Genomic DNA, 17,280 nt, shown 5'->3' with positions numbered 1-17,280 from the left:
TCTGGCGCGCCGGGTTGTCCAGTGAGTCATGCATCCTTGACATACGGACTCCGGGCCAAGGTTGCGCGAGTTGACCGAGATTTGACCGGCCGTTACCCGAATGCAGTCAGGGACTCGCACACACGAGCACGAGCCCCTTTCCGGTTTCGCCGCGGGCTCAGTCCAGATGCGTGGGCGCGAACATCCGCAGGACGGCGGGGAGGACGACGACCGAAGGACCCGGTTCGGAAAGGGCCTTCGCCAGGTCGGCCGCCAGGTTCTCGGGCGTCGTACGGACGCCCGGGACGCCGAAGGACTCGGCCAGGGCCACGTAGTCGGGGCGGGTGAGCTCCGTCGCCGTGGCCTGGCCGAAGGCGTCGGTCATGTACTCGCGGAGGATGCCGTAGCCGCCGTCGTCGACGATCAGCCAGGTGACGTCGAGGTCGTACTGGCGGGCGGTGGCCAGTTCCGCGATCGAGTACAGCGCGCCGCCGTCGCCCGACACCGCCAGGACCGGGCGGGTGCGGTCCGCGGCCGCCGCCCCCAGCGCCGCCGGGAAGCCGTAGCCGAGGCCGCCGGCGCCCTGGGCCGAGTGCATGGTGTTGGGGGACTTCGCGTCGAAGGCCGACCAGGCCCAGTACGCCAGGATCGTCATGTCCCAGAAGGACGGCGAGCCGGCGGGCAGGGCGCGCCGGACGGACGCCAGCACGTTCTGCTCCAGGGTGAGTTCCTGGGCGGCGATCCGGTCGCGGACCTTGTCGAGGACGGCGCGTGCGCGGTCGGCGGCGCCCTCGTCCGGCCGCTCGTCCACCGTCTCCAGCAGGGCCTGGAGGGCCAGGCGCGCGTCCGCGTGGATGCCGAGCGCCGGGTGGTTGGACTCCAGCTTGCCGAGGTCGGCCTCGATCTGGATCACCCGGCCGCGCGGCGTGAACGTGTGGTAGTTGGAGGAGAGTTCGCCGAGGCCCGAGCCGATGACGAGCAGGACGTCCGCGTCCTCCAGGAAGTCCGTGGTGTGCCGGTCCTCCAGCCAGGACTGGAGGGACAGCGGGTGCTCCCAGGGGAAGGCGCCCTTGCCGCCGAAGGTCGTGACGACCGGCGCGTTCAGCCGCTCCGCGAGGGCCAGCAGCTTGCCGGACGCGTCGGCGCGGACCACTCCCCCGCCCGCGATGATCGCCGGGCGGGCGGCCTTCGACAGCAGGTCGGCCGCCACCGCGGTGAGTTCGGGACGCGGGAGCAGTTCCTCCGGGGTCGCGTCCAGCGCCGTCACCACCGGCAGGCTCGTCCGGTCGAGCAGCACGTCCTGCGGGATCTCCACCCATACGGGCCCGTGCGGGACCGTCAGCGCCGACTTCCAGGCGGCCGCAATGGCGGAGGGGATCTGGGACTGGGTACGGACCGTGTGGACGGACTTCACCACACCGCGGAACGAGGCGGCCTGGTCGGGCAGTTCGTGCAGGTAGCCGTGGCGGCCGCCGCCGAGCCCCGCGCTCGGGATCTGGCTGCTGACGGCCAGGACGGGGGCCGAGGCCGCCGCCGCCTCCTGGAGCGCGGCCAGCGAGGTCAGCGCTCCCGGGCCGGTCGACAGCAGCAGCGGCGCGGCCTCGCCGGTGATCCGGCCGTAGGCGTCGGCGGCGAAGCCCGCGTTGTTCTCCACCCGCAGGCCCACGTACGTGAGGTCCGAGCGGCGCAGCGCGTCGAACATGCCGAGGGCGTGCTGGCCGGGCAGGCCGAAGACGGTCGTCGCGCCCAGCCCGGCCAGGGTCTCCACGACCAGGTCTCCGCCGTTGCGGCCGGGGGGAGGGTTCAGGGCGGCCTCCGTCTGCGCGGGTGTCGGGCGGAGTTCCAGGTCGTGGTCGTGCGTCACGTCGCTTACGCGTCCTTCCGGGCCGCCGCGATCTGGCGGGTCATGATCGTGGTCAGTTCGTACGCCGTGTGGGAGGCGGCCACCGAGGTGATCTCGGCGTGGTCGTACGCCGGGGCCACCTCGACGACGTCGGCGGAGACCAGGTTGCAGGAGGCCAGGCCGCGCAGGATCTCCAGCAGTTCGCGGGAGGTCATGCCGCCGGCCTCGGGGGTGCCGGTGCCGGGCGCGTGCGCGGGGTCGAGGCAGTCGATGTCGATGGAGATGTACAGCGGGCGGTCGCCGATGCGCTGGCGCAGCTGGTCGGCCACCTCGTCGGCGCCGCGGCGGTAGACGTCGGCGGAGGTGACGATGCCGAAGCCCATCTTCTCGTCGTCGGTGAGGTCCTGCTTGCCGTACAGCGGGCCGCGGGTGCCGACGTGGGAGAGTGCCTCGGTGTCGAGGATGCCCTCCTCCACCGCCCGCCGGAACGGGGTGCCGTGCGTGTACTCGGCGCCGAAGTAGGTGTCCCAGGTGTCGAGGTGAGCGTCGAAGTGGAGCAGCGCGACCGGGCCGTGCTTCTTGGCGACGGACCGCAGCAGCGGCAGCGCGATGGTGTGGTCGCCGCCGAGGGTCATCAGCCGGGCGCCAGTGCCGAGGAGTTCGTCGGCGGCGGCCTCGATGGTCTCGACCGCCTCGTTGATGTTGAACGGGTTCACGGCGATGTCGCCGCCGTCCGCGACCTGGGCGAGGGCGAACGGGGAGGCGTCCTGCGCCGGGTTGTAGGGGCGCAGCAGCCGGGACGCCTCACGGATGGCGTTGCCGCCGAAGCGGGCGCCCGGCCGGTACGAGACGCCGGAGTCGAACGGCACGCCCACGACGGCGACGTCGGCGGTGCCCACCTCGTCGAGGCGGGGCAGCCGGGCGAAGGTCGCGGGGCCGGCGTACCGCGGGACGCGGGAGGAGTCGACGGGGCCGCGGGGCGTCTCGGTGCTGCTCATGCTGACATGCCTTCTTTCCTGCGCTTCGTCGCGCATGTACGGGCTCGTGATCGACCCTACTGGTGAGCGGGGGCCGGTTCGGACGTGAGTTCGGAGGTACGCCCGGCGAGACGTTCGCGCCAGGCGGCGAGGACGGCCTCGTCGGTCGGCTTCGTCGCCAGGGAGACGACGACGTAGGCGGCCAGGGAGGACAGCAGGCCGTAGTAGACGGGCTCGTTCGCGAGGATGCCGAAGGCCGCCATGAGGCCGATGACCGCGACACCGCCGACGATCACGGAGGCGAGGGCGCCCTGCGCGGTGCCGCGCTTCCACAGCAGTCCGCCGAGGATCGGCACGAGCAGCCCGCCGACGAGCAGGTTGTAGGCGACGGTCAGCGCCTCGACGACGTTGTTGAGCGCGATGGCGGTGCAGATCACGCCGACGCCCATGATCAGGATGAAGACGCGGTTGCCCTTGACCTCGTCGTGCGCGTCAGCGTCGCGGCGCACGGCGCCGCGCAGCCGGGACCAGATGTCGTTGTTGGCGACGGTGGCGCAGGCGATCAGCGCGCCGGAGGAGGTGGACATCACCGCGGCCAGGGCGGCGGCCAGCACCAGGCCGCGGATACCGATGGGCAGGTCGTCCTTGACGATGGTGGCGAAGGCGTCGTCGGCGCTGCCGAGCTTGGGGTAGAGCACCTTGGCGGCGGTGCCGATGACCGCGCCGGCGATCGCGTAGACCAGGCAGTAGGTGCCGGCGACGGTGCCGCCCCACTTGGCGGTGGTGTCGCTGCGGGCGGTGAACACGCGCTGCCAGATGTCCTGGCCGATGAGCATGCCGAAGGTGTAGATCAGGACGTACGTGAAGATCGTCTCGCCGCCGATGCCCAGCGGGTCGAAGTACGAGGTCGGCAGCTTGGCCTTCATCTCGCCGAAGCCGCCCGCCTTGACGACGGCGATGGGCAGCAGCAGGAGCAGCACGCCGATCGTCTTGACCACGAACTGCACCATGTCGGTCAGCGTGATGGACCACATGCCGCCGAGGGTGGAGTAGGCGACGACGATCGTGCCGCCGAGGATGATCGCGACGGTGCGGTTCAGGTCGAACAGGACGTCGAAGATCGTGGCGTACGCGATGGTGGAGGTCACCGCCAGCATCAGGGTGTACGCCCACATCACGACGCCCGAGATGATGCCGGCCCGGCCGCCGTAGCGCAGGTCGAGCATCTCGGAGACGGTGTAGACCTTCAGGCGGGCGATGCGGGCGGAGAAGAAGACCGAGAGGGCGAGGATTCCGAGGCCGATGGTGAAGACCATCCAGGCGCCGGAGAGGCCGTACTTGTAGCCGAGGCCGACGCCGCCGATGGTGGACGCGCCGCCGAGGACGATCGCCGCCATGGTGCCGGAGTACATCGCGGGGCCCAGACGGCGGCCCGCGACCAGGAACTCGCTCTTGGACTTGGCGCGGCGCATGCCCCACCAGCCCATGGCCAGCATGCCGGCGAGATAGACGACGATCACTGTGTAGTCGACGGCCATGTGGGGCCCTCCTTCGCGCACATCCCGGTGGCGGTGTCGTGCAGGTGTCTGGGGGTGGGTGGGACGTCGGCAAGGGCTCGCGGGGACATCGCCCGTACCCGTGGCTGCCGGTCTGCCTTGACACTAGGTGGCCGAAAAGCGACTGCGAAGTGTACTTTTCATCCATTCGAGCCGCGACGGTATGGAAGGAACGCACATCATGCCGGACGCACCGGGGCCAGTGGCCCCCACGGTCCCGTCAGTTCCGTCGGTCCCGCCGACCCCGCCCATCCCGCTGTCCGCCCTGCTGGCCCGCGAGGACCTCGCGCTGCGCCGGATCGCCGGCCCGGCCGACCGGGACACCGTGATCCACTGGGCGCACACCTCGGAGATGGCCGACCCCTACCCGTACCTGCTGGGCGGCGAGCTGCTGCTGACGGCCGGCGTCCATGTCACCCCGGCGGACGCCACCGGCCCGTACTTCGACACCTACGTCTCCCGGGTGGCGGCGGCGGGCGGCGCGGCCATCGGTTTCGGCCTGGCGCCGTTGCACGACACGGTGCCGCGCGCCCTGGTGGCCGCCTGCGAGGCCCACGGCCTGCCGCTGCTCGAGGTCCCGCCGCAGACCACCTTCTCCGGCGTCGCCCGCGCCGTCTGGCAGCTGATGGCCCAGGCCCGGCTGGCCGAGCTGCGCCGCGTGACCGAGGCGCAGCAGAGCCTCGCGGCCGCCGCCTCCCGCCCCGACCCCGTCCCCTCCGTGCTGCGCCAACTGGCCCAGCGCCTGACCGGCTGGGCGGCCCTGTACGGCCCGGACGGCGCGGAGATCGCCTCCGCGGGCCGGGCCCCGCACGAGACGGCCCGCCAGGCGCTCGCCCACCTGACGGCCGTGGTACGCCCGACCCCGACGACCACGCCGCCGTCGCCCGCGACCCCAGCGGGCGCGACCGCCCGCACGCCCCCGACCCCGGCCGCGCCCCCGACGGGTCGTCCCGGCGCGACAGCCGCCCCCGCGGGACGGCCCGTTCCCTCCTCCGCCACCGACAGCGTGGCGGGCAGCCATCTGGCCGCCTACGCCCTCGGGGCCGGGCAGGGCTTCGTGCTCGGAGTGGCCTCGCCGCGCCGCGAACCCGGGGACCACACCATCGCCTCCGTGGCCGCCGTACTGCTCTCGCTGCTCACCGGGGAGCGCCGCAGCGGTACGGGGGCGGCCCGCTCCTCGGCGCTGGTGCGGGTGCTGCTCGGGGCATCGCCCGAGGAGGTGGCGCCGCTGCTCGGGACCGGACGGTGGGTCGTCGTGCACGCACGGCCGGACACCCAGGCGGCCGACGCCGTGGCCGCCTCCGCGCTCGGCGCCGCGCTGGGCTCGGCCCTGGTCGACCTCGCCGACGGGGCCGTACGGGTCCTCCTGCCCGCCGAGCGGGAGCCGGGACCCCAGCCCGGCTGGGCCCTCGGAGTGAGCGCCGCCGTCGGCCCCGGCGACTGGGCGACGGCCGACGCCCAGGCGGCCCGCGCCCTGGCCCGCGCCCGCGCCACCCGCACCGCCCTGGTCGGCCACGGCACCCGCCCCGGCCTGACCGACCTGCTCCCGCGGGACGAGGCCGACGCCCACGCCCGGGCGCTGCTCGCCCCGATCGGCGCGGCTCCCGCGCTCACCGAGACACTACGCACCTGGCTGTCCCTGCACGGCAGTTGGGACCGCACCGCGGTCGCGCTGTCCGTGCACCGCAACACCGTGCGCCAGCGCATCGCCCGCTGCGCCGCCCTCCTCGACACCGACCTGGACGACCCCGACGTCCGCATGGAACTGTGGTTCGCGCTGCGGCGGGCGTGACCCGCGTCCCAGCGGCCGGGACACCGGCGACGCGGGCGGGGCGCTGCTCCACAATGGGGCCATGCCGATATCCGGGACACCCAGCCGCGCCGAGCTCGTCGACCACCTCGTGAGAACCCGTATCGCCGGGGATGTCGCGACCCCTCGCGAGAACAACCTCTCCCACTACCGCAAGCTCGCGAACGGCGACCGCAACTTCTGGCTCGGTCTGGAGCTCGGCGACCGCTGGAGCGACGAGCAGGACGTGCTGGCGGTGATGGCGGAGCGCGTCGGCGTCAACGACGACCCGGAGCACCGCCACGGCCAGGACACCATCGACCCGGACCTGACCGTCGACGCCCTGGAGCGGATGGCCGGCCGGCTGCGCAAGGCGGCCGACAGCCGTCAGCGGGTGCTGTTCGCCACCGGCCACCCCGGCGGCCTGCTGGACGTGCACCGTGCCACCGCCGCCGCCCTGCGCGCCGCCGGCTGCGAGATCGTGGTGATCCCGGACGGGCTCCAAACGGACGAGGGGTACGTCATGCAGTTCGCGGACGTGGCCGTCCTGGAACACGGCGCCACGCTGTGGCACACCCACTCCGGCGAGCCGATGCGGGCCATCCTCACGGGCCTGGAGCGCGAGGCCCGTCCGCTGCCCGACCTGGTCGTCGCCGACCACGGCTGGGCGGGATACGCCGGTCAGCACGGCGTGGACTCGGTCGGCTACGCCGACTGCAACGACCCGGCCCTCTTCCTCGCCGAGGCCGAGGGCACCCTCCAGGTGACCGTGCCGCTCGACGACCACGTGGTCAGCCCCCGGTACTACGACCCGATGACGGCGTACCTGCTGGACCGGGCGGGCCTGGGCTAGCCGGTCCTCGCCCCCGAAGCCGTGGTCGGGACCCTTGAGGACGCTCAAGGGTGTCGGTGGTGTTGTCCGCCGGTGTTCGGGCCGGGGCGGGTCCGCGCGCGGAAGGTACGGCGGTAGGTGTCCGGAGGCACGCCGACCGTGCGGTTGAAGTTCCGGCGCAGTGTGGTGGCGGTGCCCATACCGGTGGCCGCCGCGACGGTGTCGATGCTGTCGTCGGTGGTCTCCAGCAATTCCTGGGCGTGGCGGATCCGTTGGGTGAGCAGCCATTGCAGTGGGGTGGTGCCGGTCACGGACTTGAAGTGGCGACCCAGGTTGCGCGAGCTCATCCGTGCCTGGCGGGCCAGGTCCTCCACGGTCAGTGGCTGGTCCAGCCGTGCGATCACCCAGGGGAGGAGTTCGGCGAGCGGGTGGTTGTCCGGTGCGGGGACCGGAGTGGTCACGTACTGGGCCTGGCCGCCGTCCCGGTGCGGCGGCACGACCAGGCGGCGGGCGAGCGTGTTGGCGATCGCCGAGCCGTGGTCGAGGCGGACGAGATGCAGGCACAGGTCCATGGCGGCGGCCTTGCCGGCGGAGGTGAGCACGCTGCCGTCGTCCACGAAGAGGACGTCCGGGTCGACCGTCACCCGGAGGTAGCGGTCGGCCAGGGCTCGGGCGTGCGCCCAGTGCGTGGTCGCGCGTTTTCCGTCCAGCAGACCGGCGGCGGCCAGCACGAACGCGCCCGTGCAGAGGGAGGCCACGCGCGCGCCCGCCTCGTGGGCCGCGCGGATCGCGTCGACCAAGTCGACGGGTGGGTCCTGGTCGACGTCGGCCCAGCCGGGGACGATCACGGTGTCGGCGTGCGGGAGCCGGTCGAGGCCGCAGTCGGGCTCCAGTCGGAACCGGCCGACCTGCACGGCGCCCGGCCCGCAGACGGCGAGGTCGTACCAGGGGCCTGTCACGCCCGCCGGGGCGGAGCCGAAGACCTCGCACGCCAGGGACAGTTCGAAGTGCAGCATCCCGTCGGTGACGGCCAGGGCGACAGTGTCCATGTCCGGAATTGTATGAGCCATGGCGTTCCAGACACTCGCGGCGGGATGCCCGCCCTCGCCAGGATGTCCGTGACAGATGGCGGCAGATCGATTCGAGTACGGGGGACCCCATGGAACCGGGACAGACGGTGGCGGTGTTCGGCGCCTACGGGCACACCGGGCGCTTCGTGGTGGCGCGGTTGCGAGAGCGCGGGTTCGTCCCGGTGCTCTCCGGCCGCGACGCCGACAAGCTGCGCATACTGGCATCCGAGTCCGGACTCGACGCCCGCCCGGCGTCGGTCGACGACCCGGCCTCCCTCGACCGCGCGCTGGCCGACGCGTCGGCCGTGATCAACTGTGCCGGGCCGTTCGCCACGACGGCCGTCCCCGTGATCGAGGCGGCACTGCGCACCGGGATCCCGTACGTGGACGTGGCAGCCGAGATCGAGGCCAACACCGACACGTTCACACGCTTCGCCGACCGCGCTCGCGCCGCAGGAGTGGTGGTCGTCCCGGCGATGGCCTTCTACGGCGGCCTCGGCGACCTGTTGGCCACCGCCGCGATGGGCGACTGGACGGCGGCCGACGAGGCCCACATCGCGTACGGTTTGAGCAGTTGGCACCCCACCGCCGGAACGCGCACGGCCGGCGCGGTCTCCCGGCAGCGGCGGGGCGGCGGACGCATCGTGTACACCAACGGACGGCTGGAGTCCCGCCACGACGACCCGCCGACCCTTCAGTGGCCCTTTCCCGGCCCGATGGGCCCCCGGGCCGTCATCGGGGAGTTCACGATGGCCGACGTCGTCACCATTCCCAGCCACCTGTCCATCCCGGAAGTGCGCACCTACATGACGGTCGAGGCGGCCAGGGACGTGGCGTCCCCGGACACCCCGGCACCGGCCGCGGTTGACGCGCACGGACGGTCCGCGCAGACCTTCCTCGTCGACGTCGTCGTGCGCTCGGGCGACACCGAGCGGCGCGCCACGGCGAGGGGTCGGGACATCTACGCCGTCACCGCGCCACTCGCGGTGGAAGCGGTCGACCGCATCCTCACCGGACGGACCAGGACGACCGGCGTCGCCTCCGCAGGAAAGATCTTCGACGCACCCGACTTCCTCCGCACGCTGTCCCCGCACATCACCCTGGATCTGCATGTTTGACGTCCTCTCCTGCCGGAGGGGCAGGGGATTTGGGTCCGCACCGCGACGCGGTGCCACCTCGGGTTCCTGCTTCACCGGCCCTTGCCGCTCTTCTTGGCCGTGCCCTTCACCTCCACCCGGAAGGGTGGAGCACTGGGCAAGCACTCGATAGCAGGCCGACCGTCCACGCAGCCCTGCGCCGGGCCTCCTCGATGTCGTCGGCTGACGCCGCTCGGTCACACGTGGTTCCGGGCCGCCGTACAGCGCTCTGACGGCGGGCCGCCCTGATTCCGCACCACGAATGCGAGAGCGACGACGACCACGCCCTGGCGGCCACGGCGCAGGCGCGAGCCGACCGCTCACCCCGGGCGGCGCCGCGCCGCGCGAGCCGGTGAACCTTTCCGGTCGCGGCGCTACTAGGCCCCGGCGGCGGGTCCCTCGGAGCGGGGCACGCGGACCACGCCCTCCTGGATCACCGAGATCGCCAGCCGGCCGTCCTGGGTGTAGATGCGGGCCTGGCCGAGGCCCCGCCCGCCGTGCGCGGAGGGGGACTCCTGGTCGTACAGCAGCCACTCGTCGGCCCGGAACGGCCGGTGGAACCACATGGCGTGGTCCAGCGAGGCCCCCACCACGTCACCGACCGCCCAGCCGCCGCGGCCGTGCGCGAGCAGCACGGAGTCCAGCAGCGTCATGTCGGAGACGTAGGTGGCGAGGACGACGTGCAGGAGGGGTTCGTCGATCTCGCCGTCGAGCTTGCCGTCGGTGCGGAACCACACCTGGGAGTGCGGCTCGCGCGGCTCGCCGAACCTGCCGTACGGCGGCTCCTCGACATAGCGCAGGTCGACCGCCTCACGGGCCGCCAGGAACCGCTCCACGACCTGGCGCGGAAGGTGGTCGTAGCCGCGCATCCGCTCCTGCGAGGTGGGCAGGGTCTCCGGATCCGGGGCGGGCGGCATGGGCGCCTGGTGCTCCAGGCCCTCCTCGTACGTCTGGAACGACGCCGAGAGGTGGAAGACGGGCTGCCCGTGCTGGACCGCGACGACCCGGCGGGTGGTGAAGGAGCGGCCGTCGCGGATGCGGTCCACGGTGTAGACGATGGGGGCGCCGGGGTCGCCCGGGCGCAGGAAGTAGGCGTGCAGCGAGTGCGCGTGCCGGTCCTCGGGCACCGTGCGCCCGGCGGCGACCAGCGCCTGCGCCGCGACCTGCCCGCCGAAGACGCGCGGGACGACCGCGTCACGGGACCGGCCGCGGAAGATGTCCTGCTCGATCCGCTCCAGGTCGAGCAGATCGAGCAGGGACCGAAGTGCTGGGTTCATGCGTTTCTCTGCCCTTACAGGCCCATGTCCTTGGCGATGATCGACTTCATGATCTCGCTGGTGCCGCCGTAGATGCGGTTGACGCGGTTGTCCGCGTACAGGCGGGCGATGGGGTACTCGTTCATGTAGCCGTAGCCGCCGTGCAGTTGGAGGCAGCGGTCGATGACGCGGTGGGCGACCTCGGTGCAGAACAGCTTGGCGGAGGCGGCCTCGGCGGGGGTGAGCTCACCGGCGTCGAGGGCCTCCAGCGCGCGGTCGGCGACGGCCTGCGCCGCGTCCACCTCGGCCTGGCAGGCGGCCAGCTCGAACTTGGTGTTCTGGAAGTGGGCGACCGGCTTGCCGAAGACGGTGCGCTCCCGCACGTACTTCGTGGCGAACCGGACGGCGGCCCGGGCCTGCGCGTAGGCGCCGAAGGCGATGCCCCACCGCTCGGAGGGCAGGTTGGCGCCGAGGTAGGAGAAGCCCTTGTTCTCCTCGCCGAGCAGGTCCTCGACCGGGACCTTGACGTCGACGAACGCCAGCTCGGCGGTGTCGGAGGCCTTCAGGCCCAGCTTGTCGAGCTTGCGGCCCACCGAGTAGCCCGCGGACCGGGTGTCCACGGCGAACAGGGAGATGCCGTGGCGGCGGTCCTCGGCCGTCGGGGCGGCGGTGCGGGCGCAGACGATGACCCGGTCGGCGTGGACGCCGCCGGTGATGAAGGTCTTGGCGCCGTTGAGGACGTAGTGCGCGCCGTCCTCGCTCAGCCGGGCGGTGGTCTTCATGCCGGCGAGGTCGGAGCCGGTGCCGGGCTCGGTCATCGCGATGGCCCACATCTCGTCACCGGAGACGAACCTGGGCAGGTAGCGCTTCTTCTGCTCGTCGGTGGCGAGCATCCTGAGGTAGGGCAGCGCGAGCAGGACGTGGACACCGGAGCCGCCGAAGGTGACGCCCGCGCGGACGGTCTCCTCGTACTGGACGGCCTCGAACCGGTGCGTCCGGAGTCCGGCGCCGCCGTACTCCTCGGGGACGTTGATGCCGAACAGGCCGAGCTCGGCGAGCCGGTGGTAGAACTCGCGCGGCACCTGGCCGCCGGCGCACCACTCGTCGTAGACCGGTACGACCTCGGCCTCGATGAAGGCGCGGAGGGTCTCCCGGAACGCCTCGTGATCCTCGCTGAACACCGTACGGCGCACGCCGCCACCTCCACACACCCGGACTGTCCAAGCGCTTGCTCACACCAACGTACCGGCGAGTACGCAACCCCGTAAAGAGCACTCCGAGTAAGACGGATCACGAAAGAGACGAACTGGAGGGCCAGGGGGCGCCGCCCCCTGGCCAGGGGCGCGGGGAACTGCGCGCCCGGCCCCCACGAACCCGCAGCCGACAACGGGGGTCCGGGGGGCGCAGCCCCCGGGACGGGACGGGTAGGAGCGGCGGGAGCGAACCAACCACCACACACCCCAGGGGCACGGGGCACAGCCCCGTCACACGCCGGGCCGCACCCGCAAACCGCTCAGCCCGCCGCAGGCGACGGCGCGGAGGCGAACGCCCCCCGAGCCATCCGATGCAGCAACTCCGCCGTCGCCCCGCGCCCCGGCAGGGACCCGGCCCGCCCCAGATGCGGCGTGGAGTTCAGCAGCCCGAACACCGAGTGCACGGCCGACCGCGCGGCCGGCTCGGCGAGGTCCGGATGGACCTGGCGGACCACGTCCACCCACAGCTCGACGTACTGCCGCTGGAGCTGGCGGACCAGCTTGCGGTCGCTGTCCCGCAGGCGGTCCAGCTCACGGTCGTGCAAGGTGATGAGGGGCCGGTCGTCGAGCGCGAAGTCGATGTGGCCCTCGATGAGGGAGTCGAGCACCGCCTCGGGCCCGGCCGGCCCGTCGGCCTCGGCCAGACGCCGCTTCGCCCCCGTCAGGAGCTGACCGCTGATGCCGACCAGCAGCTCCGCGAGCATCGCGTCCTTGCCCGGGAAGTGCCGGTACAACCCCGGCCCACTGATGCCCACGGCGGCGCCTATCTCGTCGACGCCGACACCGTGGAACCCACGTTCGGCGAAGAGCCGCGCGGCTTCCCTGAGGATCTGCTCGCGGCGGGTGGTGGCATCGGTTCGGGTGGCCATGGAAGTAATTCTAGACAGGGAGGTTAGCGCTCGTTAACCTGGATGCAGATGCGTTAACGCTCATTAACCATTCGGGCATGGCCGTCCAGGCATTGCCGGTCGGGCATGAGCAGTCAGGCACGGACAACCGGGCATGGACAGCCGGTCGCACGGACCACCGGGTGAGGGGACCGCAAGGATGCACGAGGCACCGGAGCTGACGAGCGCGGCCGATCCCGCGTCGGAGGCCTGGCGGGCCAACGAACAGGCACACCGCGCGCTCGTCGACGAGCTGCGCGGCAAGCTCGCCGCCGCACGGCTCGGCGGCGGCGAGAGGGCCCGCGCCCGGCACACCGCGCGCGGGAAGCTGCTGCCGCGCGACCGCGTGGACACGCTCCTCGACGCCGGGTCGCCGTTCCTGGAGCTGGCACCGCTGGCCGCCGACGGGATGTACGAGGGCCAGGCCCCGGCCGCCGGGGTCATCGCCGGCATCGGACGGGTCGCCGGCCGCGCGTGCGTGATCGTCGCCAACGACGCGACCGTCAAGGGCGGGACCTACTACCCGATGACGGTGAAGAAGCACCTGCGGGCCCAGGAGGTGGCCCTGGAGAACCGCCTGCCCTGCCTGTACCTGGTCGACTCCGGCGGCGCCTTCCTGCCCATGCAGGACGAGGTCTTCCCCGACCGGGAGCACTTCGGGCGGATCTTCTACAACCAGGCCCGGATGTCGGGCGCCGGGATCCCGCAGATCGCCGCCGTCCTCGGCTCCTGCACGGCCGGCGGGGCCTACGTCCCGGCGATGAGCGACGAGGCCGTGATCGTCCGCAACCAGGGCACGATCTTCCTGGGCGGACCGCCCCTGGTGAAGGCGGCCACCGGCGAGGTCGTGACCGCCGAGGAGCTCGGCGGCGGCGAGGTGCACTCCCGGATCTCCGGCGTCACCGACCACCTCGCCGAGGACGACGCCCACGCCCTGCGCATCGTGCGGAACATCGTCGCGACCCTCCCCGCGCGCGACACCCCGCCCTGGGAGGTCACCGAGGCCGTCGAGCCCAAGGTCGACCCCTCCGGGCTGTACGGCGCGGTGCCCGCCGACCCCCGCACGCCCTACGACGTCCGCGAGGTCATCGCGCGCGTGGTCGACGGCTCCCGCTTCGCCGAGTTCAAGGCCGAGTTCGGGCAGACCCTGGTCACCGGCTTCGCCCGGATCCACGGCCACCCGGTCGGGATCGTCGCCAACAACGGCATCCTGTTCTCCGAGTCCGCCCAGAAGGGCGCCCACTTCATCGAGCTGTGCGACCAGCGCGGGATCCCGCTGCTGTTCCTCCAGAACATCTCCGGCTTCATGGTGGGCAGGGACTACGAGGCGGGCGGCATCGCCAAGCACGGCGCCAAGATGGTCACCGCGGTCGCCTGCACCCGCGTGCCCAAGCTGACCGTCGTGGTCGGCGGGTCGTACGGCGCGGGCAACTACTCGATGTGCGGCCGGGCCTACTCCCCCCGCTTCCTGTGGATGTGGCCGAACGCCAAGATCTCCGTCATGGGCGGTGAGCAGGCCGCCTCCGTGCTCGCCACCGTCAAGCGGGACCAGCTCGAAGCGCGCGGCGAGGAGTGGCCGGCCCAGGACGAGGAGTCCTTCAAGGCCCCCATCCGCGCCCAGTACGAGCACCAGGGCAACGCCTACTACGCCACCGCCCGCCTCTGGGACGACGGCGTGATCGACCCGCTGGAGACCCGGCAGGTGCTGGGCCTGGCCCTGACCGCGTGCGCCAACGCGCCACTGGGCGAGCCCCAGTTCGGCGTCTTCCGGATGTGAGGGGGGACCTCGTGACGATGTTCGAAACGGTTCTGGTGGCCAATCGGGGCGAGATCGCCGTCCGGGTCATCCGTACGCTGCGCGCGCTCGGCGTGCGCTCGGTGGCCGTCTTCTCCGACGCCGACGCCGGCGCCCGGCACGTGAGGGAGGCCGACACGGCCGTCCGGATCGGACCGGCGCCCGCGGCCGAGAGCTATCTGTCCGTCGAGCGGATCCTTCAGGCCGCCGCCCGCACCGGCGCGCAGGCCGTCCACCCGGGGTACGGCTTCCTCGCGGAGAACGCCGGGTTCGCCCGCGCCTGCGAGGAGGCCGGGCTGGTCTTCATCGGCCCCGGGGCGGACGCCATCTCCCTCATGGGCGACAAGATCCGCGCCAAGGAGACGGTGAAGGCCGCCGGAGTGCCGGTGGTCCCGGGCTCCAGCGGCTCCGGGCTCACCGACGACCAACTCGCCGACGCCGCCCGCGACATCGGCATGCCGGTGCTGCTGAAGCCGTCCGCCGGCGGTGGCGGCAAGGGCATGCGACTGGTGCGGGACGCCGGCCTGCTCGACGAGGAGATCGCCGCCGCCCGCCGTGAGGCCCGCGCCTCCTTCGGCGACGACACCCTCCTCGTCGAGCGCTGGATCGACCGCCCCCGGCACATCGAGATCCAGGTTCTGGCCGACGGGCACGGCAACGTGGTGCACCTCGGCGAGCGCGAGTGCTCCCTCCAGCGCCGCCACCAGAAGATCGTCGAGGAGGCGCCGAGCGTGCTCCTCGACGAGGAGACCCGGGCCGCGATGGGCGAGGCCGCGGTCCAGGCGGCCCGCTCCTGCGGGTACCGGGGCGCGGGCACGGTGGAGTTCATCGTCCCCGGCGGTGACCCGGCGTCGTACTTCTTCATGGAGATGAACACCCGCCTCCAGGTGGAGCACCCGGTCACCGAGCTGATCACGGGTCTGGACCTGGTGGAGTGGCAGCTGCGGGTGGCGGCGGGTGAGCCGCTGGCGTTCGCCCAGGAGGACGTCCGGCTGACCGGTCACGCGATCGAGGCCCGCCTGTGCGCGGAGGACCCGGCGCGCGGGTTCCTGCCCTCGGGCGGCACGGTGCTCGGGCTGCGCGAGCCGCAGGGAGAAGGAGTGCGCACCGACTCCGGGCTCAGCGAGGGCACGGAGGTCGGCAGCCTGTACGACCCGATGCTGTCCAAGGTGATCGCCCACGGCCCGGACCGCGCCACCGCGCTCAGGAAGCTGCGGGCGGCCCTCGCCGGGACGGTCACGCTGGGCGTGCAGACCAACGCCGGGTTCCTGCGCCGGCTGCTGGCCCACCCGGCCGTGGTGGCGGGCGAGTTGGACACCGGGCTGGTGGAGCGGGTGGCGGACGAGCTGATCACCGCGGAGGTGCCGGAGGAGGTCTACGAGGCCGCCACGGCCGTACGGCTGGAGGGCCTGCGACCCAAGGGCGGGGGCTGGACCGACCCGTTCTCCGTGCCGAGCGGCTGGCGGCTGGGCGGGGAGCCGAAGCCGATGGCGTTCCCGCTGCGGGTGCCGGGACTCGAACCCGTCACCCACCAGGTGCGCGGCACCCACACCGTCACCGACGACACGGTGTCCGTCACGCTCGACGGCGTCCGCCACACCTTCCACCGCGCCGCCGACTGGCTCGGCCGCGACGGCGACGCCTGGCACGTGCGCGACCACGACCCGGTGGCCGCCTCCCTCAGCCGCGCGGCCCACGCCGGCGCCGACTCGCTCACCGCCCCCATGCCGGGCACGGTCACGGTGGTGAAGGTCGCGGTCGGCGACGAGGTGGCCGCGGGGCAGAGCCTGCTGGTCGTCGAGGCGATGAAGATGGAGCACGTCATCTCCGCGCCGCACGCCGGCACCGTCACCGAACTGGACGTGGCACCGGGCACGACGGTCGCCATGGACCAGGTCCTGGCGGTCATCGCCCCCGTGGAGGAGGAGACGGCATGAGCACGCCGAACGGCACGGGCACCGGGGACACCGGCCTCCCGATGGTGGTCCCCGCCCCCGACCTGCCCGCGCGAATCAGGATCCACGAGGTCGGTCCGCGCGACGGACTCCAGAACGAGAAGGCGACGGTGCCGACCGAGGTCAAGGCGGAGTTCATCCGCCGCCTCGCCGACGCGGGTCTGACGACCGTGGAGGCCACCAGCTTCGTCCACCCGAAGTGGGTTCCCCAACTGGCGGACGCGGAGGCGCTGTTCCCGCAGGTCAAGGATCTGAAGGGGGTGCGTCTGCCGGTCCTCGTGCCCAATATGCGCGGGCTGGAGCGCGCGCTCGCCCTCGGGGCGGACCGCATCGCCGTCTTCGCCAGCGCCACCGAGTCCTTCGCCAAGGCCAACCTCAACCGCACGGTGGAGGAGTCGCTCGCCGTCTTCGAGCCGGTCGTGGCCCGCGCGAAGAAGGGGGGCGCCCATGTCCGCGGCTATGTCTCCATGTGCTTCGGCGATCCCTGGGAGGGCGCCGTCCCGCTGCACCAGGTCGCCCAGGTGTGCAGGGCGCTCCTCGACATGGGCTGCGACGAGCTGAGCCTCGGGGACACGATCGGCGTCGCCACGCCGGGGCACGTCCTGGAGCTGCTGGCCACGCTCAACGAGCAGCACGTACCGACCTCCGCGCTCGGCGTGCACTTCCACGACACCTACGGCCAGGCCCTCGCCAACACCCTGGCCGCCCTCCAGCACGGCGTCACCACCGTCGACGCCTCCGCGGGCGGCCTCGGCGGCTGCCCCTACGCCAAGTCCGCCACCGGCAACCTCGCCACCGAGGACCTCGTGTGGATGCTGCGGGGTCTCGGCATCGAGACCGGAGTCGACCTCGGCCGCCTGACCGCCACCAGCGCGTGGATGGCCGACCAGCTGGGCCGCCCCAGCCCGTCCCGCACCCTCCGTGCCCTCTCCCACAAGGAGCAGTGATCGAC

General features: G+C 72.6%; 13 protein-coding genes. 6 read left to right on the top strand and 7 right to left on the bottom strand.

The window, feature by feature from the left end; genetic code table 11:
• Window positions 1–157: 157 nt before the first annotated feature.
• The 3 genes from ACTYVM_RS03370 to ACTYVM_RS03360 are packed head-to-tail and all read right to left on the bottom strand — an operon-like array spanning window position 158 to window position 4,337.
• Complete coding sequence (locus ACTYVM_RS03370; protein ID WP_445524450.1) at window positions 158–1,843, bottom strand: thiamine pyrophosphate-binding protein; 1,686 nt, start codon at window positions 1,841–1,843, stop codon at window positions 158–160.
• A gap of 5 nt (window positions 1,844–1,848) precedes the next feature.
• Window positions 1,849–2,820, bottom strand: a complete 972-nt coding sequence (speB, locus tag ACTYVM_RS03365; protein WP_445524449.1) for an agmatinase — start codon at window positions 2,818–2,820, stop codon at window positions 1,849–1,851.
• A gap of 56 nt (window positions 2,821–2,876) precedes the next feature.
• A complete protein-coding gene (locus ACTYVM_RS03360) occupies window positions 2,877–4,337 on the bottom strand; it encodes a sodium:solute symporter family protein (protein WP_445524448.1) in 1,461 nt (486 codons plus the stop codon).
• Between the two features lie 199 nt (window positions 4,338–4,536).
• Between ACTYVM_RS03360 and ACTYVM_RS03355 the strand changes: the two genes are divergently transcribed.
• On the top strand, window positions 4,537–6,147 hold the full coding sequence (locus ACTYVM_RS03355) for a PucR family transcriptional regulator ligand-binding domain-containing protein (protein ID WP_445524447.1): 1,611 nt from the start codon (window positions 4,537–4,539) through the stop codon (window positions 6,145–6,147).
• Window positions 6,148–6,208: 61 nt separating this feature from the next.
• Window positions 6,209–6,997, top strand: coding sequence for a phosphatase (locus tag ACTYVM_RS03350; protein ID WP_445524446.1), 789 nt, complete (start codon window positions 6,209–6,211; stop codon window positions 6,995–6,997).
• A 44-nt stretch (window positions 6,998–7,041) separates the two neighbouring features.
• Here ACTYVM_RS03350 and ACTYVM_RS03345 read toward each other — a convergent pair whose 3' ends face one another.
• On the bottom strand, window positions 7,042–8,025 hold the full coding sequence (locus ACTYVM_RS03345) for a GlxA family transcriptional regulator (RefSeq protein WP_445524445.1): 984 nt from the start codon (window positions 8,023–8,025) through the stop codon (window positions 7,042–7,044).
• 110 nt (window positions 8,026–8,135) lie between these two features.
• Here ACTYVM_RS03345 and ACTYVM_RS03340 point away from each other — a divergent pair, with 110 nt between their 5' ends.
• A complete protein-coding gene (locus ACTYVM_RS03340; RefSeq protein WP_445524444.1) occupies window positions 8,136–9,164 on the top strand; it encodes a saccharopine dehydrogenase family protein in 1,029 nt (342 codons plus the stop codon).
• A 395-nt stretch (window positions 9,165–9,559) separates the two neighbouring features.
• Here the strand turns inward: ACTYVM_RS03340 and ACTYVM_RS03335 are convergent, their stop codons facing one another.
• From ACTYVM_RS03335 to ACTYVM_RS03325, 3 genes are all read right to left on the bottom strand, one after another.
• Complete coding sequence (locus ACTYVM_RS03335; RefSeq protein ID WP_445524443.1) at window positions 9,560–10,459, bottom strand: acyl-CoA thioesterase; 900 nt, start codon at window positions 10,457–10,459, stop codon at window positions 9,560–9,562.
• A gap of 14 nt (window positions 10,460–10,473) precedes the next feature.
• Window positions 10,474–11,631, bottom strand: a complete 1,158-nt coding sequence (locus ACTYVM_RS03330; protein ID WP_445524442.1) for an acyl-CoA dehydrogenase family protein — start codon at window positions 11,629–11,631, stop codon at window positions 10,474–10,476.
• A 320-nt stretch (window positions 11,632–11,951) separates the two neighbouring features.
• On the bottom strand, window positions 11,952–12,560 hold the full coding sequence (locus ACTYVM_RS03325) for an SACE_7040 family transcriptional regulator (RefSeq protein ID WP_445524441.1): 609 nt from the start codon (window positions 12,558–12,560) through the stop codon (window positions 11,952–11,954).
• Window positions 12,561–12,738: 178 nt separating this feature from the next.
• Here ACTYVM_RS03325 and ACTYVM_RS03320 point away from each other — a divergent pair, with 178 nt between their 5' ends.
• From ACTYVM_RS03320 to ACTYVM_RS03310, 3 genes are read left to right on the top strand one after another with little or no spacing between them, the layout of a single operon-like run.
• Entirely contained in the window at window positions 12,739–14,355 is a 1,617-nt protein-coding gene (locus tag ACTYVM_RS03320) for a carboxyl transferase domain-containing protein (protein ID WP_445524440.1), read from the top strand.
• 17 nt (window positions 14,356–14,372) lie between these two features.
• Complete coding sequence (locus ACTYVM_RS03315) at window positions 14,373–16,310, top strand: acetyl/propionyl/methylcrotonyl-CoA carboxylase subunit alpha (RefSeq protein ID WP_445524485.1); 1,938 nt, start codon at window positions 14,373–14,375, stop codon at window positions 16,308–16,310.
• Entirely contained in the window at window positions 16,307–17,275 is a 969-nt protein-coding gene (locus ACTYVM_RS03310) for a hydroxymethylglutaryl-CoA lyase (RefSeq protein ID WP_445524439.1), read from the top strand. Before ACTYVM_RS03315 ends, ACTYVM_RS03310 begins: the two co-directional genes overlap by 4 nt.
• Window positions 17,276–17,280 lie beyond the last annotated feature (5 nt).

The sequence above is a fragment of the Streptomyces cyslabdanicus genome, from assembly GCF_052663305.1.
Note: the sequence above shows the minus strand (reverse complement) of the source record. Positions and strands in the feature narration are given on the sequence as shown.